The sequence below is a fragment of the Janthinobacterium kochi genome (genome assembly GCF_051380715.1).
In the GTDB taxonomy this organism is placed as follows: domain Bacteria; phylum Pseudomonadota; class Gammaproteobacteria; order Burkholderiales; family Burkholderiaceae_D; genus Janthinobacterium.
In genome coordinates, this window is record NZ_JBNYXO010000004.1 from 273,121 (window position 1) to 296,423 (window position 23,303).

At 62.6% G+C, this 23,303-nt stretch carries 25 protein-coding genes; 11 read left to right on the forward strand and 14 right to left on the reverse strand.

All coding sequences use genetic code 11. The features are described 5' to 3' along the window. Window positions 1-2 precede the first annotated feature (2 nt). From ACQ4WL_RS11610 to ACQ4WL_RS11635, 6 genes are all read right to left on the reverse strand, one after another. The gene (locus ACQ4WL_RS11610) at window positions 3-815 is read right to left on the reverse strand and encodes a phosphonate ABC transporter ATP-binding protein (RefSeq protein WP_436509875.1); all 813 of its coding nucleotides are present in this window, start codon (window positions 813-815) and stop codon (window positions 3-5) included. Window positions 816-882: 67 nt separating this feature from the next. Next, window positions 883-1,749 carry a putative selenate ABC transporter substrate-binding protein gene (locus tag ACQ4WL_RS11615; RefSeq protein ID WP_436509876.1) on the reverse strand — a complete coding sequence of 289 codons (867 nt, stop codon included), beginning with the start codon at window positions 1,747-1,749 and terminating at the stop codon, window positions 883-885. Window positions 1,750-1,774: 25 nt separating this feature from the next. Further along, on the reverse strand, window positions 1,775-2,839 hold the full coding sequence (gene selD, locus ACQ4WL_RS11620) for a selenide, water dikinase SelD (protein ID WP_436509877.1): 1,065 nt from the start codon (window positions 2,837-2,839) through the stop codon (window positions 1,775-1,777). A 45-nt stretch (window positions 2,840-2,884) separates the two neighbouring features. After that, a complete protein-coding gene (mnmH, locus tag ACQ4WL_RS11625; RefSeq protein WP_436509878.1) occupies window positions 2,885-3,976 on the reverse strand; it encodes a tRNA 2-selenouridine(34) synthase MnmH in 1,092 nt (363 codons plus the stop codon). 66 nt (window positions 3,977-4,042) lie between these two features. Beyond that, window positions 4,043-4,732 (reverse strand): LrgB family protein, encoded by a 690-nt coding sequence (locus ACQ4WL_RS11630; RefSeq protein ID WP_436509879.1) that lies wholly within the window; start codon window positions 4,730-4,732, stop codon window positions 4,043-4,045. Next, a complete protein-coding gene (locus ACQ4WL_RS11635) occupies window positions 4,729-5,187 on the reverse strand; it encodes a CidA/LrgA family protein (protein ID WP_436509880.1) in 459 nt (152 codons plus the stop codon). The genes ACQ4WL_RS11630 and ACQ4WL_RS11635 overlap by 4 nt, the downstream gene beginning before the upstream one ends. A 103-nt stretch (window positions 5,188-5,290) precedes the next feature. On the opposite strand from ACQ4WL_RS11635, the gene ACQ4WL_RS11640 reads away from it, so the two are divergent. Genes ACQ4WL_RS11640 through ACQ4WL_RS11655 form a run of 4 tightly spaced genes read left to right on the forward strand, consistent with a single transcriptional unit; the run spans window position 5,291 to window position 8,660 of the window. Further along, the gene (locus ACQ4WL_RS11640; protein WP_436509881.1) at window positions 5,291-6,199 is read left to right on the forward strand and encodes a LysR family transcriptional regulator; all 909 of its coding nucleotides are present in this window, start codon (window positions 5,291-5,293) and stop codon (window positions 6,197-6,199) included. Between the two features lie 26 nt (window positions 6,200-6,225). Then, window positions 6,226-7,056, forward strand: a complete 831-nt coding sequence (locus tag ACQ4WL_RS11645; RefSeq protein ID WP_436509882.1) for a glutaminyl-peptide cyclotransferase — start codon at window positions 6,226-6,228, stop codon at window positions 7,054-7,056. A 39-nt stretch (window positions 7,057-7,095) separates the two neighbouring features. After that, window positions 7,096-7,998: a hypothetical protein gene (locus ACQ4WL_RS11650; protein ID WP_436509883.1), complete on the forward strand. Its 903-nt coding sequence runs from the start codon at window positions 7,096-7,098 to the stop codon at window positions 7,996-7,998. After that, the gene (locus ACQ4WL_RS11655) at window positions 7,995-8,660 is read left to right on the forward strand and encodes a hypothetical protein (protein ID WP_436509884.1); all 666 of its coding nucleotides are present in this window, start codon (window positions 7,995-7,997) and stop codon (window positions 8,658-8,660) included. Before ACQ4WL_RS11650 ends, ACQ4WL_RS11655 begins: the two co-directional genes overlap by 4 nt. A gap of 78 nt (window positions 8,661-8,738) precedes the next feature. On the opposite strand, the gene ACQ4WL_RS11660 is transcribed toward ACQ4WL_RS11655, so the two are convergent. The 3 genes from ACQ4WL_RS11660 to ACQ4WL_RS11670 all read right to left on the reverse strand — a co-directional run bounded on the left by ACQ4WL_RS11660 (window position 8,739) and on the right by ACQ4WL_RS11670 (window position 10,132). Next, window positions 8,739-8,987, reverse strand: coding sequence for a DUF3297 family protein (locus ACQ4WL_RS11660; protein ID WP_010398340.1), 249 nt, complete (start codon window positions 8,985-8,987; stop codon window positions 8,739-8,741). Between the two features lie 181 nt (window positions 8,988-9,168). Continuing rightward, complete coding sequence (locus ACQ4WL_RS11665; protein ID WP_436509885.1) at window positions 9,169-9,522, reverse strand: hypothetical protein; 354 nt, start codon at window positions 9,520-9,522, stop codon at window positions 9,169-9,171. A 208-nt stretch (window positions 9,523-9,730) separates the two neighbouring features. Beyond that, entirely contained in the window at window positions 9,731-10,132 is a 402-nt protein-coding gene (locus ACQ4WL_RS11670; RefSeq protein WP_436509886.1) for a GFA family protein, read from the reverse strand. A gap of 133 nt (window positions 10,133-10,265) precedes the next feature. On the opposite strand from ACQ4WL_RS11670, the gene ACQ4WL_RS11675 reads away from it, so the two are divergent. The 3 genes from ACQ4WL_RS11675 (at window position 10,266) to ACQ4WL_RS11685 (ending at window position 12,529) form a co-directional block, all read left to right on the forward strand. After that, window positions 10,266-10,634, forward strand: a complete 369-nt coding sequence (locus ACQ4WL_RS11675) for a hypothetical protein (RefSeq protein WP_436509887.1) — start codon at window positions 10,266-10,268, stop codon at window positions 10,632-10,634. Between the two features lie 7 nt (window positions 10,635-10,641). After that, window positions 10,642-10,971 carry an immunity protein Imm33 domain-containing protein gene (locus ACQ4WL_RS11680; RefSeq protein ID WP_436509888.1) on the forward strand — a complete coding sequence of 110 codons (330 nt, stop codon included), beginning with the start codon at window positions 10,642-10,644 and terminating at the stop codon, window positions 10,969-10,971. 85 nt (window positions 10,972-11,056) lie between these two features. Continuing rightward, window positions 11,057-12,529, forward strand: coding sequence for a serine hydrolase domain-containing protein (locus tag ACQ4WL_RS11685; RefSeq protein WP_436509889.1), 1,473 nt, complete (start codon window positions 11,057-11,059; stop codon window positions 12,527-12,529). Here ACQ4WL_RS11685 and ACQ4WL_RS11690 read toward each other — a convergent pair. Then, window positions 12,526-13,116, reverse strand: coding sequence for a type 1 glutamine amidotransferase family protein (locus ACQ4WL_RS11690; RefSeq protein WP_436509890.1), 591 nt, complete (start codon window positions 13,114-13,116; stop codon window positions 12,526-12,528). The genes ACQ4WL_RS11685 and ACQ4WL_RS11690 overlap by 4 nt on opposite strands. 203 nt (window positions 13,117-13,319) lie before the next feature. Here ACQ4WL_RS11690 and ACQ4WL_RS11695 point away from each other — a divergent pair, with 203 nt between their 5' ends. Next, entirely contained in the window at window positions 13,320-14,978 is a 1,659-nt protein-coding gene (locus ACQ4WL_RS11695) for a phosphoethanolamine transferase (RefSeq protein ID WP_436509891.1), read from the forward strand. A gap of 73 nt (window positions 14,979-15,051) precedes the next feature. On the opposite strand, the gene ACQ4WL_RS11700 is transcribed toward ACQ4WL_RS11695, so the two are convergent. Then, window positions 15,052-15,825 (reverse strand): ferredoxin--NADP reductase, encoded by a 774-nt coding sequence (locus ACQ4WL_RS11700; RefSeq protein ID WP_436509892.1) that lies wholly within the window; start codon window positions 15,823-15,825, stop codon window positions 15,052-15,054. 233 nt (window positions 15,826-16,058) lie between these two features. Continuing rightward, window positions 16,059-17,204, reverse strand: a complete 1,146-nt coding sequence (locus ACQ4WL_RS11705; protein WP_436509893.1) for an acyltransferase family protein — start codon at window positions 17,202-17,204, stop codon at window positions 16,059-16,061. A gap of 259 nt (window positions 17,205-17,463) precedes the next feature. Here ACQ4WL_RS11705 and ACQ4WL_RS11710 point away from each other — a divergent pair, with 259 nt between their 5' ends. Continuing rightward, on the forward strand, window positions 17,464-18,969 hold the full coding sequence (locus ACQ4WL_RS11710; RefSeq protein WP_436509894.1) for an anion permease: 1,506 nt from the start codon (window positions 17,464-17,466) through the stop codon (window positions 18,967-18,969). Between the two features lie 131 nt (window positions 18,970-19,100). Here the strand turns inward: ACQ4WL_RS11710 and ACQ4WL_RS11715 are convergent, their stop codons facing one another. Beyond that, window positions 19,101-19,940 (reverse strand): DUF2306 domain-containing protein, encoded by an 840-nt coding sequence (locus tag ACQ4WL_RS11715; RefSeq protein WP_436509895.1) that lies wholly within the window; start codon window positions 19,938-19,940, stop codon window positions 19,101-19,103. Between the two features lie 138 nt (window positions 19,941-20,078). Between ACQ4WL_RS11715 and ACQ4WL_RS11720 the strand changes: the two genes are divergently transcribed. Both ACQ4WL_RS11720 and ACQ4WL_RS11725 read left to right on the forward strand, forming a co-directional pair. Next, window positions 20,079-21,152, forward strand: coding sequence for a sensor histidine kinase (locus ACQ4WL_RS11720; RefSeq protein ID WP_436509896.1), 1,074 nt, complete (start codon window positions 20,079-20,081; stop codon window positions 21,150-21,152). A gap of 2 nt (window positions 21,153-21,154) precedes the next feature. Continuing rightward, window positions 21,155-21,919, forward strand: coding sequence for a LytR/AlgR family response regulator transcription factor (locus ACQ4WL_RS11725; protein WP_436510074.1), 765 nt, complete (start codon window positions 21,155-21,157; stop codon window positions 21,917-21,919). A 12-nt stretch (window positions 21,920-21,931) separates the two neighbouring features. On the opposite strand, the gene ACQ4WL_RS11730 is transcribed toward ACQ4WL_RS11725, so the two are convergent. Beyond that, on the reverse strand, window positions 21,932-23,290 hold the full coding sequence (locus ACQ4WL_RS11730; protein WP_436509897.1) for a trypsin-like serine protease: 1,359 nt from the start codon (window positions 23,288-23,290) through the stop codon (window positions 21,932-21,934). Between the last annotated feature and the right edge of the window lie 13 nt (window positions 23,291-23,303).

The following is a 23,303-nucleotide window of genomic DNA, read 5'->3' on the forward strand; positions in this document are numbered from 1 at the left end:
TTTCAGCAAAGGGGCCTCGCGGCGTCCAGCTGCGTTTCCAACACCTCGATCAGGGGCGAGGGATCGGCCTTGTTGCGGTACAGCTCGGCGATCATGGCGTCGCTGACCTCGGTGCCAGGCAAGTCGAAGACGATCTTGCCGTCGCGCAGGGCGACGATGCGCGTAAAACAGGCGCGGGCGATTTCCACCTGGTGCAGGCTGCAGATCAGGGTGGCGTTGCGCGCCGTCGCTTCCGCCTGCAGCACATGGATCGTCTGCAAAGCGAGTGTAGGGTCGAGCGCGGACAGCGGTTCGTCGACGAGGAAGACTTGTGCATTCGATACGAGCGCGCGGGCCATGCCGCAGCGCTGGCGCTCGCCGCCGGACAGGCGGTCGACACGCGCATACAATTTATCCTGCAGATTGAATTTGCCCAGGGCCTCCCACGCGGCGCGCGGGTCGACGGGCGCGACCAGCGAACGGATGGCTGTCCACAAGCTCCATTGCGGCAAACGGCCCGCCAGCACGGCGTTGACGACGCGCTGGCGCGGCGGCAGCGGCGGCGTTTGCGGCGCCAGGAACAGGCGCGCGCGCAAGGCGTGGCGTTCGGTGCTGCCGCTCTGCCACGGGGAAATGCCAAGGATGCTCAAGGTGCCCGATGCGGGGCGCAGCGCGCAGGCCAGCGTATGGAGCAAGCTGGTCTTGCCGGCGCCGGAAGGACCGATCAGGGCGATCTGTTCACCCTGGGCCACGTCCAGGTCCAGCTCGCGCAGGGCCAGCGCATTGCCGGCGGCGCCCGCGTGGTGGACGCAGATCTTGTGAAGTTGGAATGTCATGCGATGTTTCGGTGAGGGGGAGTGTGTCGGATGCGTCCGCAGGACGTCATCCGACAAGTTTCAGCAGTTACTTCAACAGCTTCGCATCGCGCGCAGCCGCTTCGATATCCTTGTAATTCTCCGCCTTGGTGGGGATGAATTTGGTGGCGCGCTGCAACTCGAGGATTTCCTTGCCTTCCGGCGTGGAAGCGTCCAGCGCCAGGAAGGCGTCCGTCAGCTTCTTGCGCACGACGGGATTCATGTCGGCGCGCACGCTCCAGTTGTAGTCGTAGTAGCCGGGTGTCGTGTAGAACACGCGTACCTTGCTTGGGTCGACCTTTTTCGTTTCGACCAGTTTTTCCCACACGGAAATGTTCAAGGTGCCCGCATCGACCTTGCCGCCGGCCACGGCCGCCACGGTGGCGTCATGTGCGCCGGAAAACGCGATGCGCTTCATGTCCGTGTCCGGATTGATCTTGGCGGCCAGCAAGTAGTAGCGTGGCATCAAGTGGCCGGACGTCGACGATTCCGAACCGAACGTGAAATTCTTGCCTTTCAGGTCCGATAATTGATGGATGTCCTTGCTGGTGGTGACGAACACGGAGCGGAACTTCGTGTCTTCCTCGCGCTGCACCAGGGGCACGATCTTCCCGCCGCTGCGCACGTTCGCTTGCACGAAAGTAAAACCGCCGAACCAGACCATGTCGAGCTTGTTATTGATCAAGCCTTCCACGGACGCCGCGTAATCGGTGACGGGCGTAAATTCCACCTTCATGCCCAGCTTTTTCTCCAGGTAGCTGCCCAGCGGCTTGAACTTGCGCTGCAATTCCGTCGGCGCTTCATCTGGAATGGCGGACACGCGCAACACTTGCTGCGCCTGCGCCAGGCCGCTGTGGATGGCCAGGGTGGCGGCGACGGTGGCCAGGATGGCGGGGAATTTCGAGAATGTACTCATGCTATTACCTCTTGTGTTTGATTCATTAAAATACGGAAATCCCGGTACTGCCTTCCTGCATCTCGCCAATGACGACGGCGTCGGCAAAGCCTTCGGCACGGAAAATCGCCAGCACTTGCTCGACGGCTTCCGGCGCGCAGGCCACCAGCAGGGGGCCGGCCGTTTGCGGGTCCGTCAGGATCGCCTTGTCGATGGCACTGAGGCTGTCGGCCAGCGCCACTTGCGCGCCATATCCCTGCCAGTTACGGCTTGACGCACCCGTGATGTTGCCATTTTGCGCCAGTTGCTGCACTTGCGGCAGCAGTGGCACGTCGTCCATGGCGATGCGCGCCTGCAACTTGGCGCCGCGCGCCAGTTCCAGTGTGTGGCCCAGCAAGCCGAAGCCCGTCACATCCGTCAGCGCATGCACGCCATCGAGCAGGGCCAGCTTCTTGCCCGGGGTATTCAATTTGGTGGTGTTATCGATCAGCGAGGCGTAGCCATCTGCGTCCAGCGCATTTTTCTTCAGTGCGGCCGACAAAATGCCCACGCCGATAGGCTTGCCGAGCACCAGTTTATCGCCGGCGCGCGCGCCAGCGTTGCGTTTCACCTGCGACGGGTGGACCAGGCCCAGCACGACCAGGCCATAGATCGGCTCGACGGAATCGATGGTGTGGCCGCCCGCGATGGGGATGCCGGCCTGGGCGCAGATGGTTTCGCCGCCTTTCAAGATGAGGCCGATGGTTTCCACCGGCAGCTTGTTGATCGGCATGCCAACCAGGGCCAGCGCCATGATGGGCGTGCCGCCCATGGCGTACACGTCGGAAATGGCGTTGGTGGCGGCGATGCGGCCAAAGTCGAACGGATCGTCGACGATGGGCATGAAGAAGTCCGTCGTGGCGATCAGCGCCTGCTCGTCGTTGAGCTGGTAGACGGCCGCGTCATCCGAGGTTTCTATGCCGACCAGCAATTCCTTCGGCAGGGGAAAGCCGCCGCTGCCTTTTAAGATGTCGGCCAGCACGCCGGGCGCAATCTTGCAGCCGCAGCCGCCGCCATGGGCAAATTCGGTCAATCGGATGGGGGTATCTGGTGTTGCTGCGCTATCGGACATGATCGTCATCCTGCTGAAATAAGTGATTGGGTGGCAAGCCAGGCATCACGCGGCGCTGGCGGTACGGGGTTCGCCGACGATAGCACATAATGCGCGCGCGGCTTGCTCAAAGGCATGTTCTGAAATGTCGGGCAAGACCAGCGGCGTCGCCTGGGCGTAGCGGCTGAAGTTGCGGGCGATCGATTGCCGGTAGACGGGGTCGTAGTGCAGTACCAGTAGCTCTTGCACCAGCTCGGCCATGTGGCCAGCCGTGGCCAGCTGCTGCCAATGGGCAATTTTCTCCTTGCCATGCAGCTGCGTCAACAGGGCCAGTTGCACGTTCAGGCGGGCCGGGTCGCCGACGAAATGCGCATAGTCCTGCATCAGCAATTGCACGCGCTGCTCCGTGGCCAGTTGCACGCCCGTGCAGGCGGCGGCGCGCATCTTTTCCATCAGCGCATCGGGCACGCGCAAACGGCCCACTTTTTTGCTTTCCGATTCGATAAAGACGGGCAGCGTCGGGTCGAAATGGCGCAACTGCTGCCACAGCGCGCTTTCAAACGCTTTTTGCGTTGGCTGATCTTCCTCGGGCAAGCCGCCCAGCACGGAGCCGCGGTGGGCCGCCAGATCCTCCAGGTCGATCACTTGCGCGCCTTGCCTGTCCAGTACTTGCAGCAAACGGCTCTTGCCGCTGCCCGTGGGGCCGCACAGCACATTGATGAAATCGAAGCGTTCGGGCAGGGTGGCCAGTTCGGCATTCACGTGGCGCCGGTAATCCTTGTAGCCGCCCTCGAGTTGCGTCACGGGCCAGCCGATGCGCGCCAGGATGTGCGCCATGGCGCCGCTGCGGTTGCCGCCGCGCCAGCAGTAGACGAGCGGCGACCAGGAGTGGGGATGAGCGATAAAACCGTCTTCGATGTGCCGCGCGATATTTTTCGCAATCAGCGCCGCGCCCAGTTTCTTCGCTTCGAAGGCGCTCGTCTGTTTATATAAGGTGCCGACGCGCACGCGCTGTTCGTCGTCCAGCACGGGCAGGTTGATGGCGCCCGGCAAATGGTCTTCCGCGAACTCGGACGGGCTGCGCACGTCGATGATGGCATCGAACTCATGCAAGCGGGGCAGGATGTCGCTGAAAGGCAGGACTGCAGGGTATTTCATCGGGGCGCGGGTGCTGGCAAGAGGGAAAGGCGTATTATCCCCGATAAACGTCACTGGCGTGGCGGTTTAGCCCAGCAGATGCCCCAGCAGCGGCGCCAGCAGCACCGTGACGATGCCGGAAAAAATCATCGTCAGGCTGGCCACGGCGCCTTCTTCCGTGCCCACGCGGCGCGCCACGGACAAGCCAAAGCCGTGCGCGGCCGCGCCATACGGGGCGCCACGGGCAATGCGCATGCGTAAGGGCAGCAGTTTCAGCAGCGGTTTACCGAGCATCAAGCCAAACAAGCCCGTCATCACCACGAAGATGCCCGTCAGCTGGGCTGAGCCGCCCATGTGGCGCGACGCTTCCAGCGCGAATGGCGTCGAGACGGATCGCGCCAGCAGGCTGCGCGCCATGTCGCCGTGCACGCCAAATACCCGGTCCAGCAGCAGGGTGGCGGCCACGGAGGCGATGATGCCGGCGCAGCTGCCCAGCGACAAGGCCAGCCAGTGCTTGCGGATCAGCTTGCGCTCCTGGAAGATGGGCAGGGCGAAGGCGATGGTGGCCGGCCCCAGCAGCCACGGCAGCCAGCGCGTCTCGCCGAAATACGTGGCGAACGGCGTCGAGGTGGCCTGCACGATGACGATCAATATCGCCGAGGTGCAGATGGCGGGCGTGAGCAAAAAATGCGGATGGCGGCGGTGCACGGCCTGGTTGGCGTAGAACAAGACCAGGGTCAGCAGCAGGAACAGCAGGGACAAGAGCAGGGTGCTCATGCTTGCGCCCTGGCTGCGCGCTGGCGCAGCAGCTTATTCAGGCGCAACTTGCGTTCATAGCGGCACACCCATTCCACCGTCAACGCCGTGGCCAGCATCACGCTGGCAAAGCCCAGGCCGATATTCACGAACAGCATCAGACCTTGCGATTTCAACAGTTGCGTAAATTGCACTACGGAGACGACCAGCGGAATGAAGAACAGCAGCATGTTGGCCAGCAGCCAATTCGCGCCCAGTTCGATGGCGGCCGGCCGCACCCAGCCCGACAGCAGCAGGGCCACCAGCACGAACAGTCCCACCACGCCGCCGGAAAACGGCAAGTGCAGGGCGGAAGCGGCCTCGTCGGCCAGCCACCAGGCGGCGATCAGTACGCCCACTTGCCACACGGTCTGCGCGGGCTGGCGCCAGACGGGGACGGAGGGCAGGGCGGCGGTGGAACAGTGCAAGGCTTTCACGGCAGGCTTTCAAACGGCTGGGGGAAGTCTTCATTGTAGTGACACCACATCAAAAGATAAAATGACTTAAAATCATGATTATCATTCGATATTGGAATGCATCATGGATATCCGTTCCCTGCGCTACTTCGTCGAAGTGGTCGAACAAAACAGCTTTACGCGGGCGGCCGCCAGGCTGCACGTGACGCAGCCCACCGTCAGCAAGATGGTCCAGCAATTGGAACAGTCTCTGGACCTGGCCTTGCTCGACCGCGCCGGCAAGCGGTTCACCCTGACGGACGCGGGCAAGGTGGTGCTGTCGCGCGCGCATGAACTGCTGGCCCTGCACGCGGAACTGAAGGTGGAATTGCGCGACCTGCAACATCTGGAGCGGGGAGAACTGCGCGTTGGCGTGTCGCCGCAAACGCATTCCACCCTGGCGCCATGGCTGGCCGAGTACCACCAGCGCTATCCGGGGATCGAGCTGAAAATGTATGAAAGCGGCACGCAAGCGATCGAACGCGACTTGCGCACCGGCACGGTGGAACTGGGCACCATGCTCGATTACCCGGGCAATGCGGCCACCTGGCAGGATTTCGAGGCCTTGCCCCTCGTGCGCTCACCGCTGTGCCTGCTTGCCGCGCCCGGCTCGCCGTGGCAGGGACGCGCCTCGGTGGCCCTGGCCGAGCTGGCTGACAGTCCCTTCATCTTCTATGGTGCTGCGTTTGCCCTGAACGACATTGTGCAGGATGCCTGCCAGCGGGCCGGATTCGCGCCGCACATCACGGGCCGCAGCGGCCAGTGGGACTTTATTGCCTCGCTGGTGCGGCTCGGCGTGGGCATCTGTTTGCTGCCGAAGATGTATTGCGACACACTGGATCAAGCGCAGTTTGCCGTGATTCCCCTGGACGGCCCGCCCGTGGAGTGGAATCTGATGCTGGCCTGGCGCCGTGGCGGGCGGCTGTCGTTCGCCGCGCGCGCCTGGCTGGACCTCGTCAGGGCGCGCATGGCGGACGCGGCACGTTTACAATAGGCGTACGCCAACTTCCGCCCGACCAGATGAACATCAACGTCAACGCCAAGGCTACAGCCAAAATCAAACGCACCGCCTGCTCGCTGCTGCTGGGATTATTATGCACCGTGGGTCTGATGAGCGAAATGGGTTACGCCCAGGCCGCGCTACCCGTGTATGGCTATTTCGTCAAGAATACCTATCCACACGACCCCCAGGCCTTCACCCAGGGCTTGCTGTTCAAGGATGGCCACCTGTATGAAAGCACGGGCCAGAATGGCCAGTCCTCCTTGCGCAAGGTGGAATTGACGACGGGCAAGGTGCTACAGAAAAGCATGCTCGACAAAAAAGTGTTCGGCGAAGGCATCACTGACGTGGGCGATGAGATCCTGGGCCTGACGTGGATTTCGCAGACCGGTTATGTGTTCGACCAGAAAACCTTCAAATTGAAACGCACTTTCAGCTACCAGGGCGAAGGCTGGGGCCTGGCCAGCGATGGCAAATTCGTCTACATGAGCGACGGCACTGCCGCCATCCGCGTGCTCAATCCGAAAACCCTGGCCGAGGTGCGCCGCTTCGAAGTAAAAGCCGAGGGCCGCGCCATCGAGCGCTTGAATGAGCTGGAAATGGTCGATGGCGAACTGTACGCCAATGTGTGGGGCGCGGACGTGATCGCCCGCATCGACCCGGCCAGCGGCAAGGTCGTGGGCTGGATCGACCTGACGGGCTTGCTGCCACCCGCGCAGCGGGGCACGGCCAATCCCGACGCCGTGCTCAACGGCATCGCCTGGGATGCGCGCGGCAAGCGCTTGTTTGTCACAGGCAAACTGTGGCCCAAGCTGTTCGAGATCGAGCTGATCGAAATCCAGCGCCACTGATGTTTCCAATTGGGCAGTGTTGCTGACGAGGAATCGTCTATGATGTGCATCCTTCGCCCCGTGCGACCTTTACAGGATGCCATGCTGTCCCTTTCTTTCCCCCTGCGCCGCCTGGCGGCTGCGGCCAGCCTGCTTGCCGCCGTCCTGCCTGCCGCGCAGGCGCAAACGCCATACGTGCCGGTGGTCAAACAGTACGGCGACTTCGTCGTCACCAACGACCGCCACGATCCGCTCGTCACCTTTTCTTTCCGCCAGCACGGCTATTGGCCCGGCGGCGCGCGCGAAGTGGTGGAAGTGCGTCCCATCAAGGCCACGCGCGAAGGCCAGCCCATGCTGCTGGCGTTTACCAAGGGCTATACGGGCCAGGGCACCATCCTCATCGGCGTGCAAAATGGCGAACCGCTGATGCGCCCCATCAGTCCCATGCAGCGCGACAGCATAGTACGCACGGAGCGCGACCCCGAATGGGGCGTGCCGCAGCCGGGCCGCAGCGAGGTGCTGCTGTTTGCCCGCGACGGCCGCGCGCTCGACACGGGCACGGGCGAACTGCTGTGGTTTGACGTGCAAGGTATCGTCACGGGAGATTATGCATCCCCCATGCTGGTTTCCGTTTCGCCCGACCGCCAGCGCGGCGCCTATCTCGCCAGGAAACTGACCAAGCTGCAAGTCATCGTCGCCACGCGCGACGACGGCGTGGCCGGCGTGCTGGCCTTGCCGCCAGACAGCTATCAACGCTGGCTGAAACCACTCTCGGAGATGGCATCCGAGCAGGCGCGCGTCGCCATCAAGGCGGGCCAGGGCCGCACGGATTCAAACCGCATCCAGCGCGAGCTGGAACTGGCCTGGTTCGGCCAGCAATTTCAATGGAAACAAGGCAAGAACGGCTGGCAGGTGACGGGGCTGGGCCTCGCTACCGCGCCGCCGGAGGGAAAACAGCCATGACACAACACCACAACATCATCGGCGCCTGCCTTGCCGCAGCCCTCCTGGCCGGCTGCGTGCATGGCGAGCTATTCCCCAAGGATTACCTGACGCAGGACATTGACAAGCAACAAGCCTTGCTGGAACTGGACGTCGTCTTTGCACAAACGCCCGATGACAAGCTGACGTCGCGCATGACGGCCTACAACAGCGTGGAATACGCGGGCGCGCCGCATATCGTGGTGCCGTTCTACCAGAAGGGCCTCGGTTTCGACCAGGGTTTCGCCGGCACTTACATGTTCGCCGTGGCGTATCCGGTTGCCAAAGTCGAGACGGCCACGGCCAGCAGCCGCGTCTTCGGCCAGCAAGTTGATGGTCGTCAAGTCGGTGGCCAGCAGCAAGGCAGCCCGCGCTACCGCTTCCGCGTGCCGGGAAAAGCACAATGGAACAGCAATGAAACCTTCATGCTGAGCTTTGAGCGCAAGGGCCGCCGCGAAGAGATCACTTTCCGTTTCAGCAACGAAAAAAGCTGTCCCTCCGCTTTCAATGCCATCACGCCCAAATTTGGTTTCCCTATCCAGGTCAGCGCCACCTTCAAGGATGGCAAGGGATGCCTGAAAGTATGCGACAGTCGTGACCAGTGGCCGGGCTTTTGCGCCTTCCAGCCACCGCCGGCCGCTTGATGGTACGCGGCTGAGCAATACCTGCAGACGTAAAAAAGGCCGATGGAAATCGGCCTCGATGAGAACTGAATGTGTTACTTAGCGGTAAAACGCTTCGACTTTGCCCTTCAGCTTGATCTGCAGCGGACGGCCGCGGCGGTCCAGCGACTTGGTGGAAGCGACCTTGATCCAGCGTTCGCTGATGCAATATTCTTCCACGTCAAGACGTTCCTTGTCGTTGAAGCGGATGCCGACATCGTTCTCGAACACGGCTGCAACGTGGTAAGGGCTGCTAGGGTCGATCGACAGGCGATCGGGCAATGGGGGTAAGGTGGTGGTATCGTTCATGGGCGTAATTATCGCCCAGAATGTCGATCCAGACAACGGCCTTTCGCACGTCAACCGTCGGACCGTCCATGAAATGGTGGGCCTGGCCCTACGGTACCCATGGGCCGGCACGGCACTGCCGCACCGGCCCATGCTGTAGCGGAGCGCCGGCAGATTAGTCGGCAATCAGACGACCCGGCACTCAGGATTTGTCATCATTCTTGTGGCTTTGACGTCCCGTTTCCCGGCCCGTTTCCACATGCTGCTCATGCGCGCCACCGCGCGAACCGGCGCCGGAAGCCGCTTGTTCGCTGGCGCTCCTGCCTGGCCCCATTTGTTGCGAACCGGATTGCTTGTCGCCGTCATTCTTATGGCGTTGGCGGCCCGCCTCGACATGCTGCTCCTGCTTGCCGCCCTGAGTACCACCGGATGACTGGCGGCTGCCGGACTGTTTGTCCGACTGTTGGTTGGCCGATTGCTGTTTGTCCGACTGTTGGTTGCCCGATGGCTGTTTGCTCGACTGCTTACCGCTTTTGTCGTTGCTGTTTGAAGTCATGATCGTTACCCCTATGGTTAGTCTGCCCCATCATCCGCACCAAGGATGGCGTGAGAATGGATTAAGGATGCTCCTGCCTGGCCTCCGGCGCCGTGCAGCACCGTTGAGGCCATTTTCGCTGCCGGACGCTGGCTTAACCATAGGGACACTACCTGTCGCCACGTAGGAAAACTCCGTGGTGCGTGACAACCATTTCTGCATTGCATTTTTACAGATGCCGTGTTTCCTGCGGCGGCGCGTCCCACTCGTCATGCCTGCCATCGATGAAGGTGATTGGCACCTGGGCCAGTGCAGCCACCGACGCGTCATCGAGGCAACTGACGCTGATGCCGATAAACGGACCGCTGCGTGCCGAATCTCCTTGGCCAAACGGGCGCACGCCGCAATGACGGCAAAAATAGTGGCGTTCGCGGCCAGCGCCGAAGCGGTATTCGCTCAAGTCCGCTTCTCCGGCCAGCAGGTGGAAGGCCGTGGGCGGCACCTGGCTGGCCCAGCAGCGCACTTTCAGGCAGAACGAACAGTTGCAGCGCAGACTGGGGGCCGCCAGGTCGATCTCGGCCGCGAAGCGCACGGCACCGCAGTGGCAACTGCCATGGTAGGTTTTTTTCATCGTGGCCCACTGTACAGGGTTGCAGGACTGTCATGCAACTGTCGGCATGGCGAGAGAGCGGCATGCACCAGGTCACACCCTATAATGACAGCTGTTGAATGGACGGGACAGGAGTTGCAGTATGAAAATGAGCATGACTGACAGCTTGCGGCAACAGGCGTATGCGCAGGCGGCAGCCTTCGTGCGCACGCTCGACCGGCGCGATCGTGTTGCGCTGCAGCGCGAGTGGTCCCTGTCGCCGGGCGTGACCGAGGAGATCGTCGAGATGCTAGACAGCTATTTTTCGGCGAACCAGGCCCTGTCGCTGACGCCGCTGGCGCAGGCCTTTGTGCCGGGCAAGGGCGGCCGTCCCGCCGTCGATGTGTATGCCACCGACGCCGGCCCGCTGGGTATGGAATGCCTGTTGCTGGCCGATGGCAAGCCGGGCGAGGCGACCTTGCACCTGGAAATGTCCGGCCACGATGGCGCGCTGCGCCTGCATTACCACTACATCGGATCCTGAGAGCACCATGACTAAACTGATCAGCGAAACACAACAGCGCATCTGCGACAAATTCGGCTTGCCGGCGCAGGCGCCCGAACCCATGGTGGCACTGGCCATCGGCAGTCTGGACCAATCACCCATCTACGGCACGCGCATCGTGCTGCCGGAAAACGGCACCATCAGCTGGTTCATCCATTGCGGCGAACACGACGACGCCAGCGGCTTTTACCAGCCCCTGCATGCGAAACACCTGCACGAGATGCTGCCGCAAGTGCTCGATTACCTGGCCTTGCCCAGCGGCGCCAAATTCATTCTCGACCGCGACGGCTATGAAGACGTGTGGCTGGAAGAGTGACTTTCTGACATGCAAGATTGTCGTTGACGTTGATAAATAGGTATGGGATGCTGCTGTTCCGTTTTCTCTTGCCGAAAGCCGCATCTTGAAGCCACACCTCCCGTCTGTCCTGCTGGTCATGGCGCTTGCCGTCGTTGCCTCTCCCGTCACCGCCACTGCCGCGCCCGCCAGCGGGCTGCAGGCATTGCGCGCGGAACAGGACATCGCCGCCTTTGTGCGCAGTGAAATGCAGGAGCGCCAGATTCCAGGACTGCAACTGGCAGTGATACAGCGTGGCAAGGTCGTGCTGGCGCGCAATTTCGGCCTGGCCAGCCTGCAATACCAGGTGCCGGTGACGGACGCCAGCCTGTTTTCCATCAATTCGGCGACGAAGGCGTTTGCGGGCGTGGCCGTGATGCAACTGGTGCAGCAGGGCAAGATCGATCTGGCGGCGCCCATCGGCCAGTATCTGACGGGCTTGCCTTCAGCCTGGCAAGCCGTGACGGTGACCCAACTGCTCAACCATACATCGGGTTTGCCCGATGTGCTGGACCAGCGCAGCGGCAAGCTGGTGGGGCCGCAGCCGGACGACGCCGATGCGGCGTGGAAAGCCGTACAGGCACTGCCGGTGGAAGCCAAACCAGGCGAACGCTACCGTTACAACCAGACCAATTACGTGTTGCTGGCGCAATTGATCGAGCGGCAAAGCGGCCAGCCCTTTGTTTCCTTCATCCAGCGTCAGCAGTTTGACGTGGCGGGCATGCCGCACAGCGGCTTTGGCGACGCGAAGGACGTGGTCGTGGGCAAGGCCAGTTCCTACATGCTGGACAGGGGGGGCAACGGTTACCGCAACGTGAACGAGGATTTCCCCGTGTTCATGCGCGCCGGGGCCGGCATCAACAGCAATGCGGGTGAACTGGCGAACTGGCTCATCGCACTGCAGTCGGGACGCTTGCTGGCGCCCGCCAGCGTGGCACGGCTGTGGCAGCCGACCAGCTTGAATGACGGCAAGCCGGCGCCGTGGGCGCTGGGCTGGCCCACCATCGGCCGCGATGGCCACCGCGCCGTGGCCGGCATCGGCGGGGCCCGCTCAGCCTTTTATGTGTATCCGGACGATGGCCTGGCCGTCATTATCCTCAGCAACCTGGCCGGCGGCCAGCCGGAACAGCTGATCGATACCGTCGCCGGCTTCTACATTCCCGCCCTGCGCCAGCAACGCGGCGGCGCGTATGCCGCGCACCTGCTGCGCAAGGCCGCGGCCAGAGCGGGATATGACGGGCTGGACAAGAAACTGGCGGCCATCCGGCGCCAGCATGGGCTGTCTGATCCCACCGAAGACGACTTGAATGCCTGGGGCTACCGCTTGCTGGGCCGGCAGCAGCCGAAACAGGCGGTCGCCGTTTTCCAGCTGGGCGTGCAACTCTACCCGCAAGGGGCGAATGCCCACGACAGTCTGGCCGAAGCGTACGAGGCCGATGGCGTGAAGGCGCTGGCCGTCACGCATTACCGCCGTTCGCTGCAACTGGATCCGGGCAACACGCACGCCGTGGCGCGCTTGCGCGTGCTGGCTGCCGATTAGCGCTCCGCCTGGGCTGCCGTGGCCTTGCCGTGCTCGGCCCCATGCAAGGCCAGATAGCCGGCCAGGTTGTCGTCATCGATGCCCAGGGCGCGCAAGACTTCTTGCGTGAAGGTGACAGGCGCCGTGCCGGGCGCCGTGATGATGCGCTGGTCGGCCACGGCCCACGGCACATCCTGGTACAGGGCGGCGCCCGCATAGCCGACATCCGTCAGGTTGTCGGCGCAATTGGAGGTGTGGCGCACGTTGTCGAGCACGCCTGCCTGCGCCAGCACGCGGGTGCCGTCGCAAATGCCGGCCAGCAACACGCCCTTGTCGCGGGCGGCGCGCAGCAACGGTCCCAGGTCGGGCGCCTTGCCGCTTTGCCAGTGGCTGCCGCCACACACCATCAGCAAGTCGAGTTCCTCGAGCACAATCTCTTCCAGCGCCAGTTGCGGCGTGACCTGCATGCCACCGGACGACGTGACGGGCAGGCCGCCCGGCGTGGCGAACTGCGTATAAAAGCCGTAATACAAGCGCGCCGTGGAATTGATCAGGGCAGTTTCCCAATCGGCAAAGTTCTCGGTCAGTATGGTGATGGCACGTGTCATGGAAAAGTCCTGTCGCAGGTGGAGATATCAATATTAATACAGGCTGGCTGGCCTGCTGGTGCCGAAAGCATAATAAAAAGTACTGACAATTTCTGTCAGGAGCACGCGTGAAATGTTGCCACACCTTGCAAGGGACTACGCTACAATCGCTGGCCCGTCCGCGCGGGCCTGTCCCAGTTCATTGTTTACTCTCTATCGCCTCCATGCTGATTCTGTTTTGCCGCGTCCTGTTCAGCATTGCTGGCCTGCTGCTTTTCTTCCTCTTCGATCAGTTAAGTGCAAACGAATGCCTGAAATTGTGCGTCTTGCTGGCGGCGCTCCTGCTGGGCGTGGGCGGCGTGCTCTACGCCTGGCGCTGCAGCGCCAGCGCGGTCACCGTCCTGCTGCGCATCGTGGTGCCCGTGTTTTACCTCGACGCCGCCATCAAAGGGTTTTTGCGTGGCTATTTTGGCATGCGGCCGAATCCGAATGCAGTGTTACAGGCCATGTTTGCGACAGATCAAGCCGAAACGGGAGAATTTTTCCTGCACAACAGCATTGCCCTGGCGCAATCGGCGGGCTGGTTTGTGCTCGTGACGGCGGCGCTGTTGCTGGCCGACCGCCAGTTGCTGCGCTGGCAGGCTGGGCGCGACAGTGCGGCACCGGGCCTGCTGCAAAAAAGCTTTGCCGCCACCATGGCCGTCTTTCTCGTGCTGCTGCACGTCAATACCACCATGCGGCGCGAAAATCCGGCCCTGTTCTGGCCGCTGCGCTACCAGCAGTACAACGCGCAGCTGGAAGCGATGAAATCCATGCAGCATGCGTTGACGGCAGCCATGGCCGCGCCGCGCGACTGGCATGTGCGCTATGTGGGCGAGGATGCCCGTACCGTCATCCTGGTGATCGGCGAGAGCACCAACCGCGCCTCGATGTCGCTGTATGGTTATCCGCGCGCCACCACGCCGCGGCTCGATGCCATGCGTTCCGAGCTGCTGGTGTTCAACGATGTGATTTCGCCTGCGTCCAGCACGGTGGAATCGATGATGACCATGCTCACGCCGGCCGATATCGGCAACCCCGATGCGTGGATGTCCAAGCCGAATTTGCTGATGTTGGCCGAGGCGGCCGGCTACAAGACGTTCTGGGTCTCGAACCAGACGCGCAACGACGGCTGGATCGGACTGCTGGCGGGCGAGGCGGATGAAAGCGATTTCATCAACTACGGTACGGGACGTGGCGAAAACAATTTCGACGGTAATCTGTTCCCGCCGTTCTCCCGTGCGCTGGCCGATAGCGCGCCGCAAAAGCTGATCGTGGTGCACCTGCTGGGCGCTCATCCCAGCTATGACATGCGCTATCCTAGCCGATTTGCGTATTTCGATCAGGCGCAGGATGCCGTCAGCGCGCAAATGGCCAGCCAGGGTAGGTCAAGCTGGATACGCAGCCGGCGCGATGAGTACGATAACGCCATCCGCTATGGCGATTATGTGCTGGGCACCTTGATCGGCATGGCCGACAAAGCCAAGGCCGGGCGCGCCGCCTCGCTGCTGTTTGTCTCCGACCATGGCCAGGAAGTCGGCTACAGCCGCAATCACGCGGGTCACTCCGCGTCGGACAAGAGCGGCTATGAAATTCCCATGTTGATCTGGAACAAACAGCAAGCGCCGCAATCGACGGCCACGCGCGCCGCGCTGGAAAGCCGACCGTATCAGACGGACAAGCTCGATGCGACCGTGCTGGGCCTGCTGAAGATCGAGACGCGTTATTACGCGGCGCATGACGATATCCTTAGCGGCGCCTTTCAGCCCGTGCAGCGCTTCATGAATGGCTTGCAATACCAGCGCGGCACGCCCGTGCTGGTCCGCGCACCTGGCGCCAGCTGAAAAGCAAGAGGCCCGGCGCCGCCGCGAAAAGCGGCGGGGCCGGGCCCCTGCTGTGTTGCGGAGGACTTGCCGATTACTTCTCGGCGAACGCGCGCTCGACAACGAAGTCGCCAGGCGTCGAGGTATTGCCTTCCTTGAAGCCACGCGCTTCCAGCATCTCTTTCAGGTCGCGCAGCATGTCCGAGCTGCCGCAGATCATGACGCGGTCTTCGGCAGGATTGAGCGGTGGCAAGCCCAGGTCCGCGGCCAGTTTGCCATTCTCGATCAGTGCCGTGATGCGGCCCATGTTGCGGAAGTCTTCGCGCGTGACGGTCGGGTAGTAGCGCAGCTTGTCGCTGACCATTTCGCCCAGGAATTCATGCTTCGGCAGGTGCTCTTCCAGCAGCTCGCGGTAGGCCAGTTCATCGACCTGGCGCACGCCATGCACGAGGATCAGCTGGTCGAAGCGCTCGTAGATGTCCGGATCGCGCACGATGCTGAGGAAAGGCGCCAGGCCCGTGCCCGTCGACAGCATGTACAGGCGCTTGCCTGGCAGTAGGTAGTCGGACACCAGGGTACCCGTCGGCTTGCGGCCGACGATGACGGTATCGCCCACTTGCAAGTGCTGCAAACGCGACGTCAGGGGGCCGCCCGGCACCTTGATGCTGAAAAATTCCAGGTGCTCTTCGTAATTGGCGCTGGCGATACTGTAGGCGCGCAGCAATGGCTTGCCATCCACGCGCAGGCCGATCATGGTGAAATGGCCATTCGAGAAACGCAGCGACGGGTCGCGCGTGGTGGTAAAGGAGAACAGGGTATCCGTCCAGTGGTGCACGCTTAATACGCGCTCTTCATTCATCGAACTCATAGTGTTTGTTGGCTGGTCAAAAAAATGGTTAGTTGCTGGCAACTGCTGGCAAAAGTGAAACCCTGTGTAGGCCCAGACGCTATTGTACTGGCGTCCACACGAAATTGTTACCGTCTATCGCCGCCATTGCTGCCGCACGCGGTGCCGACATTATAGTGCGGATGGCAAGTCCGGGCTGGAATTTGCCTGGAAACGGGCTGTGGGCATGCGCTCTCTTGACCTGGCTCACTTTTTCAAGGCGCCGCTCCAGGGCTGTCGCCAGTGTGTGCAGGCGCGGCCGTGCCGACGCCCCGGAAGTGCCGGCGCAGGGCGGTATTCGCCGGTTCGGATACATAGCGGGCGACGAGCGCGGCCGCCAGTGCCGTCGCGGCCAGGAAAAGCGCCAGCCACGGCAGGCGCTCCGCGTAGCCCAGGCCAGCCTTGTCGACCACATTGCGCATGCCGGCCAGTATGATGATATGGAACAGGTACAGCTCATAGCTGTGCCGTCCCAGCCATTGCAGCGGACCGGGGCGGCCCTGGCTGGCCGCCTGGCCCGCCGTGGCGCCCACGATGAAGGCGGCGCTGGCCAGCGCGATCGCGCTGAAGCCGAAGACTTCATGGCCGCCGATGCCGCGCACGTACAGGGCCGCCAGGGCCAGGCCCGCTAGCCAGCGCAAGAGTTGCCCGGCACGCGCGCCCGGCTGCCAGTGTTGTGTCAGCAGGGCCGTCAGGCAGCCGATGGCGATGGCGTCGAAACACGCGATATAGCCATACATGAAATAGATTTCGTTGTCCGCGTGCAGGCTGCGATAGACGGGGCCGGCCACGATGGCAACGCCGCACAGCAGCATGATCGCCTGGCGCTGGCGCAGGAAGCGGCACGACAGCGGCAGCAGCAGATAAAACATTTCCTCGACCGATAGCGACCAGTACACGTTCAGGCAGTAATTGAAATAGCCGGCGCTTTGCATCAGCACGTTGTGCCAGAAGGTCAGTACGGAAGCGATGGCGATGACGAAATAGCTGGCTGGCAAATCCTTGCCTCCGTCCGAATTGGCAAAGAAGGGCACGTCGAGCACGCCCAGCAGCACGATGAGGGACAGGGCCAGCAGCAGAGACGGTAGCAGGCGGGCGATGCGATAGGCATAAAACGCCGCCAGGTCGATGCGCGCCAGGTCGCCCCAGCGGCGTAGCGAGGTCGAGGTGATCAGGTAACCGGAAATAACGAAGAACATGGTCACGCCATAATTACCCTGATAGGCGGCGCCCAGCAGCCAGCCTGGCAAGGCCGAGAGCGGGCTGTTCTTCAAGCCATAGGCCAGCGCGAAGTGCAGCACCAGCACGCACAGGATGGCCGCGCCGCGCAGGGCGTCGATATGATGGTTGCGGGCTTGCAATGGCGTCCTTGTCGGGTTTGCTTGCATGAGGGGCGATTATGTGAGATATGTCGCTCGCAGGTCAACGATTTTGCAATTGCCGGGAAGGGCGCGCCGAATGGAGCAGGGGCGGGGGCGCCTTGCGTGTATGATATTGCCGAACAGAATTGTTGGGCATCTGTCATCGTTGAAGGCGCGTTTTCCTTGCGCGCCAGCCCATGAATCTGCGTGCACGATTCCGGCCGCCAGGATGCCTGACCCACAGCGAAAGGTAATAAAGATGTATAAAACAGTGCGCGACATGTTCCTGCATTTCAAGGAAGCCGTCCCATTCCGCCTCGTCCCCGCCCTGATTTGCACGGCCTTGCTGGTGAGCATGCTATTGCTGCCGGCGCCGGACGGCTTGACGCTCAAGGCCTGGGGCCTGGTGGCGATTTTCCTCACCACCATCCTGGCGATCATCTTAAAAGTCATGCCCATCGGCGTGATGGCCATGATGGCCATCGTCATCGTGTCATTGTCGCAAGTGACGTCGACCTCGTCCAAGGGCGCCATCACGGATGCGCTCAGCAGTTTTTCGAATCCATTGATCTGGCTGATTGTCGTGGCGATTTTGATTTCGCGCGGCCTGAAAAAGACAGGGCTGGGCAGCCGCATCGGCCTGCTGTTCATTTCCCTGCTGGGCAAGCGCACCATGGGCATCGGCTATGGCCTGGCGATCTGCGAACTGGTGCTGGCGCCATTTACACCGAGTAACACGGCACGCGGTGGCGGCATCGTCCACCCCGTCATGAAATCGATCGCCAATGCCTTCGATTCGGATCCGGCCAAGGGCACGGAAAAGAAGGTCGGCACCTATCTGGCTCTCGTCAATTACCACGCCAACCCGATCACGTCGGCCATGTTCCTGACGGCCACGGCGCCCAATCCCCTGGTAGTCGACTTCGTGGCCAAGGCCAGCGGCCAGAGTTTCCACTTGACGTGGACGACCTGGGCCCTGTGCATGCTGCTGCCGGGCCTGGTCTGCCTGCTGGTCATGCCCCTGATTATCTACTGGCTGTCGCCGCCGGAGTTGAAAGCCACGCCGGATGCCGTCACCTACGCCAAGGCGGAACTGAAAAACATGGGTCCGCTGTCGCCGTCTGAAAAAGTCATGCTGGGCACCTTCGCCCTGTTACTGCTGCTGTGGGCGAACGTGCCTGCCATGCTGTTCGGCCCCGCGTTTTCGCTCGATGCGACGGTGGTGGCCTTTGTCGGCTTGTTCGTGTTGATCATTACCGGCACCATCGACTGGGACGACGTGCTGTCGGAAAAGAGCGCCTGGGACACCCTCGTGTGGTTCGGCGCGCTGGTGATGATGGCCGAGCAGCTGAACAAGACGGGGGTGATCGCCTGGTTCTCGGCCGGCATGAAGGCCGCCATCGTCGCCAGCGGCATGGACTGGCTGCCGATCGCCGCCGTCCTGGTACTGGTGTTTGTCTTTTCGCATTACTTCTTTGCCAGCACGACGGCCCACATCAGCGCCATGCTGCTGGCCTTCCTGACGGTGGGCCTGCACCTGATTCCCGCCGAATACCACGTGCCCTTCATGCTGATGATGACGGCCGGCTCGGCCATCATGATGACTTTGACCCACTATGCGACGGGCACCTCGCCCATCATCTTCGGCAGCGGCTTCGTGACGATGGGCAACTGGTGGCGGGTCGGCTTCATCATGTGCGTGGTGGAATTGCTGATCTTTGCCGTTGTCGGCACGACCTGGTGGAAGGTGCTCGGTTACTGGTAAGGCTACACGCTATCGCTGGCGCGTCAGTGTCGATAGTCACTACCTGCGCGGACCGCATCACGTCCGCCATATCGTGCATGTCGACACTGGCGTTTCATGAATGACCGGCATGATAAGCGCTGCGGGAGGCCTCAGCCGTGCATGCGCGGCAACCACATGCCCATGCTGGCGACGGCGATGCCCACGCCCATTGCCACTGTCAGTAGCGACAGCAGCGCCGCCATCGCCCAGCGGGCCACCGCGCTGCCGCCGTCGCGGCTGCGCAAATAGCCCTCCAGCACGGCCAGCGGCAGCAGATACTGCGCGTAGGCAAGAAAACTCAGAAAAGGTCCCGTGAAGCTGCCTGGGTCGAAACCGGCCGGACCGCCGTTGACGGCCAGCCAGAACATCAGGCCGACACGGAAGAACCACACGCCGCTGACGGCCAGGAACAGCCGCAGCGCCCAGCGCCGGTGCGCGGCAATATCGCGCTGCAAGGCGCGGCGCAGGGCCTTGCCCGCGAACAACAGCACCAGCACGGCATTGAGGTTGATGCCGATGTGCTGCACCACGTCGCCGACGGCGCCGCGCCACCACAACATGTAGATGCCTGACAGCGCGGCCAGCACGGCGCCGGCCAGGTACACGCGCCCGTTCCAGCGATGCACGCGGGGAGCGATGCGGCGTAGCTGCGGCACCAGTTGCAGGGCGCCGCCCAGCATGATGACGGCCGCCAGCAGCAGGTGGATGCCGGTGGCCAGGTTGCCCACGCCATCGCCGGGCACGTGGCCGTGCGACATGACCGCGTTCCAGCCCTGGAAGTTGCCGTGTATGCCATGCCCGCCGTACAGGGCCACGATGTAGGCGGCAAACACCAGTTGGCCGATGACGGTGACCGCGAACCAGAAGGTGGCGGCAGCGGACAGCGCCGTGGCGGCGCCGATGCGTGATGGCGCCAGGCACTGGCTGGCGGCGGAAGGTGCGGATGGCATGGCGTGTCTCCTGACAGTGTTGTGCAGCCGTCAAGATAGGCGCGCGCGTCCCGGACGGGTGCAAACAGGCGCCGCCGATGCGACGAACGGCGGTTTTCAGGGCTTGAACGGCGGGCGTATCGCGGGTATGGTGATGCCATGACATCAGCGCCCGCCACCACCCGCCGCTACGCCGCGCTCCTGCCCAGCGCGCGGCAGGCGCTCGTCGTGACGGTCTTCACCTTGCTGCTGTCGTGGCTGCTGCACCTGCTCAGCGGGACTTCTTACCTGGGCGTGTTCGGGCGTATCGGTTTTATTGGTGCCGCCTTGCTGCTGGCGTATTCGGCGGCCGGCGCCCTGCATCCGCGCTGGCTGTCCCTGGCAGCGGCAAGAGTGGGTGCCGTGGTGCTGATGGCGCCCGTGGCCGCCTTCTTGACGGCACTGGCCACGCAGCAGGGCCAGTTCTTTACCTACCTTGCACAAACGCAAACCCTCGTCGGCCACTTCCTGATGGTGTTCCTGTCCATCGTTTTTGGCGTGTCGTTTGCCCTGCTGGCCATGCGCAGCGAACGGCGCGAGCGCGAACGGGCCGACCGCCTGCAGGCCGAGCTGGTAAACAGTTCGTTGGAGCGCGAATTGCTGGACGCGCGCCTGTGCCTGCTGCAGGCGCAGATCGAGCCGCATTTCCTGTTCAATACCCTGGCCAATGTCGAAGCGCTGGTGGCGACCGGCTCGCCGCAGGCGGGGCCCGTGCTGCGCCAGTTGATCGCCTATCTGCGCGCCGCCATGCCGCGCCTGAACGACGGGGCCGCCACCCTGGAGCAGGAACTGCAACTGGTGCGCGCCTACCTTGCACTGATGCAGATGCGCATGCCGGACCGCCTGCAATTTTGCGTCGCCGGCTGCGTGCAGGCGGCCACCTTGCGCTTTCCGCCGATGGCGCTGCTGACACTGGTGGAAAACGCCGTGCGCCATGGCATCGATCCCGGCGTGGCAGGCGGGCGCATCGACGTGGGCACGGAAGTGGAGCCTGCCAGCGGCAAGGTGCGCGTCTGGGTCAGCGACACGGGCGTGGGCATGGCGGTGACGGCGCAGCCGGGCACCGGCCTGAACAATGTGCGCAGCCGCCTGCTGGCCGTGTATGGCCCCGGCGCCCGCCTCGAGCTGCATGCGGTCGCGCCGCAGGGCGTGCGCGCCGAGCTGCATTTCATCCTTCCTGGAGACACGCATTGAACATGACGACCGCCTTGATCGCCGACGACGAACCGCTGCTGCGCGAGCGCCTGCGCAGCCATCTGGCCACCTTGTGGCCCCAGTTGCGCGTCATCGGCGATGCGCGCAATGGCACCGAAGCGCTGGAACTGTTTGAACTGCATCAACCCGACATTGTCTTTCTCGATATCCGCATGCCGGGCATGGATGGCATCGCCACGGCGCGCGCGCTGGCCCGCCGCGCGCACCTGGTGTTCGTCACCGCGTATGACCAGTACGCCTTGCAGGCGTTCGAGCAGGGCGCCATCGATTACCTGGTGAAACCTGTCGACCCGCTCCGCCTGGCCGATACGGTGCAGCGATTGCAAGAGCGGCTCGCCAGTCCGCTGGCGGCCGGCAACGGGCTGGACGCTGTGCTCGACCAGCTGGCCAGCAGGCTGAGCCAGCGCGCCGCGCTGCCTGCCTGGCTGCAATGGATCAAGGCGTCTGTCGGCAGCAGCGTGCGCCTGATTCCCGTCGAGCAAGTGCGCTATCTGCGTGCCGAAGAGAAATACACGCTGGTGGCATGGGAAGAGGGCGAGGCCCTGATACGCACCAGCATCAAGGAGCTCGGCGAGCAACTGGACCCAGGCCGCTTCGTGCAGACCCACCGTTCCGTCATCGTCAACCTCGCGTATGTCGGTGCCGTTACGCGGGGAGTGAATGAAACGGCGCAGCTGCAACTGCGGGGCAGCAGCGTCACCTTGCCCGTCAGCCGCAGCTATCTGCACCATTTCCGGCAGATGTAGGCGCCGCCCCGCTCAGCAGCCGGCGCCCGTCTTTGCGCATAACCAGGCGCGGACGGCCGGACGGTCCACGCGCGTAAATTGCTGCAGTCCCGATTCGCATAATTGCGTGGTGCCCTGTTCCACGGCACTGGCAATGGCAACCAGTTGCAAGGGCATGGTCCAGCCTTGCTCCACGCTGCCGAGAAAGACAGGGCCACCTGAATCACCGAGGCAGATGCGCGCATTCTCATGGGCGGCGCCCTCGGGGCCGTTGTTTAGCAAGGCGCCGCTGTCACTGGTGAAAACCAGATCGCGGCGCAAGCCCACTTCCAGCAGCAGGTCGCCGACGGTGTCAGCGGCGTTGGTCTTGCCGTAGCCGGCAAGCGTCAGCGGCGGATCGATTTGCGCGCTCTGGGGTATGCTTACCAGGCTGGTAGGGGAGAGCGTTGACGATACGCTGTCGAGGCCGATAAGCGCCACGTCATTGCCCAGCTTGATTTGCCACAGCATGCCTTCCTCGCTCGTGGGCATGGCCAGGCCGCTGGCTTCTCCGAACCAGGCAATGACCTGGGTGAGCGGCCATCGTTTCAAGTTCTTGCTTTCTTTGCCATCGCTCGTTCTCTGCACGGTCTCCGTGCCTCCTTGAAACGGAAAGAAGACGCCAAGATGTTCAATAGGAAACTTTTCCTGTTTTGAGCTATCAAAAAAACAATGCGTGGCCGTCAGAAACCACTGTTTCGATATCAAGGTTCCCGTGCAAATATGGGCGGGCGGCGTCACGGAAATGTCGGCCAGGACACCGACGAAACGGTAGCGTGTCCGCGAATACTGCTGCGTCGAGCGGCGCGCATTGAAATCGAATGTCGGTATGCCGACACTGCGGGGGACGATGTCCGCATCGACAGGCGTGAGAGGATTGAGCAGCAGGATGCCGCCCCGATCATCCTTGGGAAAGGCCATATTGATTCTGTCGAGGAGCGCCGCGTCTGGAGAGTCCTTCAAGGCCTCGTTCTGCAGCTGTAACTTGGTGACTCCCGCCGCCTCCATGAGTTTATCTTCGGGGATATTGCTGATGGATAACTGTTTGAGTTCGAGCCTGGTCCTGGCGATGTTTTCGAGTTCCCGCAGCTTGCCAGGCGACAGCATCGTCTCGCGCGCGGAGAGCCTGCGCGACGCGATTTCGTCGAAATCGCCATTGATTTTATCGAGCACCTGCCGGTCGCGCAGCACCTTGACATTCGATACGAGAGCCGGATCCGCGCCGCTCATCTCCAGGCGCTCGCCCAGGCGTTTGGATAACTGTACGTGCAAGGCTTGCTGCGCATCTTTCGGCATCGCTTCATGGGATCTCATCTGGCCATGGCACTGCATGCTGATCATCAGTAAAGACAAGCCTGTCCATGGG

Coding starts and splice junctions, on each gene's coding strand:
- ACQ4WL_RS11610 (WP_436509875.1), bottom strand. CDS start 815: ATGACATTCCAACTTCACAAGATCTGCGTCCACCACGCGGGCGCCGCC.
- ACQ4WL_RS11615 (WP_436509876.1), bottom strand. CDS start 1,749: ATGAGTACATTCTCGAAATTCCCCGCCATCCTGGCCACCGTCGCCGCC.
- selD (WP_436509877.1), bottom strand. CDS start 2,839: ATGTCCGATAGCGCAGCAACACCAGATACCCCCATCCGATTGACCGAA.
- mnmH (WP_436509878.1), bottom strand. CDS start 3,976: ATGAAATACCCTGCAGTCCTGCCTTTCAGCGACATCCTGCCCCGCTTG.
- ACQ4WL_RS11630 (WP_436509879.1), bottom strand. CDS start 4,732: ATGAGCACCCTGCTCTTGTCCCTGCTGTTCCTGCTGCTGACCCTGGTC.
- ACQ4WL_RS11640 (WP_436509881.1), top strand. CDS start 5,291: ATGGATATCCGTTCCCTGCGCTACTTCGTCGAAGTGGTCGAACAAAAC.
- ACQ4WL_RS11645 (WP_436509882.1), top strand. CDS start 6,226: ATGAACATCAACGTCAACGCCAAGGCTACAGCCAAAATCAAACGCACC.
- ACQ4WL_RS11650 (WP_436509883.1), top strand. CDS start 7,096: ATGATGTGCATCCTTCGCCCCGTGCGACCTTTACAGGATGCCATGCTG.
- ACQ4WL_RS11655 (WP_436509884.1), top strand. CDS start 7,995: ATGACACAACACCACAACATCATCGGCGCCTGCCTTGCCGCAGCCCTC.
- ACQ4WL_RS11660 (WP_010398340.1), bottom strand. CDS start 8,987: ATGAACGATACCACCACCTTACCCCCATTGCCCGATCGCCTGTCGATC.
- ACQ4WL_RS11665 (WP_436509885.1), bottom strand. CDS start 9,522: ATGACTTCAAACAGCAACGACAAAAGCGGTAAGCAGTCGAGCAAACAG.
- ACQ4WL_RS11670 (WP_436509886.1), bottom strand. CDS start 10,132: ATGAAAAAAACCTACCATGGCAGTTGCCACTGCGGTGCCGTGCGCTTC.
- ACQ4WL_RS11675 (WP_436509887.1), top strand. CDS start 10,266: ATGACTGACAGCTTGCGGCAACAGGCGTATGCGCAGGCGGCAGCCTTC.
- ACQ4WL_RS11680 (WP_436509888.1), top strand. CDS start 10,642: ATGACTAAACTGATCAGCGAAACACAACAGCGCATCTGCGACAAATTC.
- ACQ4WL_RS11690 (WP_436509890.1), bottom strand. CDS start 13,116: ATGACACGTGCCATCACCATACTGACCGAGAACTTTGCCGATTGGGAA.
- ACQ4WL_RS11695 (WP_436509891.1), top strand. CDS start 13,320: ATGCTGATTCTGTTTTGCCGCGTCCTGTTCAGCATTGCTGGCCTGCTG.
- ACQ4WL_RS11700 (WP_436509892.1), bottom strand. CDS start 15,825: ATGAGTTCGATGAATGAAGAGCGCGTATTAAGCGTGCACCACTGGACG.
- ACQ4WL_RS11710 (WP_436509894.1), top strand. CDS start 17,464: ATGTATAAAACAGTGCGCGACATGTTCCTGCATTTCAAGGAAGCCGTC.
- ACQ4WL_RS11715 (WP_436509895.1), bottom strand. CDS start 19,940: ATGCCATCCGCACCTTCCGCCGCCAGCCAGTGCCTGGCGCCATCACGC.
- ACQ4WL_RS11720 (WP_436509896.1), top strand. CDS start 20,079: ATGACATCAGCGCCCGCCACCACCCGCCGCTACGCCGCGCTCCTGCCC.
- ACQ4WL_RS11725 (WP_436510074.1), top strand. CDS start 21,155: ATGACGACCGCCTTGATCGCCGACGACGAACCGCTGCTGCGCGAGCGC.